The organism is Verminephrobacter aporrectodeae subsp. tuberculatae (genome assembly GCF_026127385.1).
GTDB classification, from domain to species: Bacteria; Pseudomonadota; Gammaproteobacteria; order Burkholderiales; family Burkholderiaceae_C; genus Acidovorax; species Acidovorax aporrectodeae.
Map to the genome: position 1 here is coordinate 1 of NZ_QZCX01000014.1, position 459 is coordinate 459.

Genomic DNA, 459 nt, shown 5'->3' on the forward strand with positions numbered 1-459 from the left:
TCTGGTCGTGGGTGACCGCCGTGCTCAGCGTGAGCGTGACGGTCTTGGCCTGGGAATCGACGGTGACGTTGGTGACGGCGTTCGCGACGCCATTGACCATCACCGTAAAGGCCCCATTGGCCGGCTTGTGGCTCGCGTCCGCGTCCAGGTTGCCCGTGTCGCTAAAGCTAAGCACCAGTTGGTCGCCAGTGACCTTGGGACGCGAGTCGCCGGTGATGATCAGCGCCGGGGCCGTGGTGTCTGCTGGCGCTGGCGTGTTGTTCGTCACCGCGGTGGCAGCAAAGCTGGCCGCGTCGTTGCCGGCAGTGTCCTGTATGGCGTTGGCGTCGTTGCCGGTCGTTGGGTCGGCGTAGGCGACGGTGACCGTCTGGTCGCTGGTGACCGCTGTGGTCAGCGTGAGCGTGACGGTTTTGGCTTGGGGCTCGACGGTGACGTTGGTGACGGCGTTCGCGACGCCAT

General features: G+C 65.8%; 1 protein-coding gene. It reads right to left on the reverse strand.

What is annotated here, in order from left to right:
- On the reverse strand, positions 1-459 hold a 459-nt coding region (locus D5041_RS21900; protein ID WP_265285832.1), incomplete at both ends, for a SwmB domain-containing protein.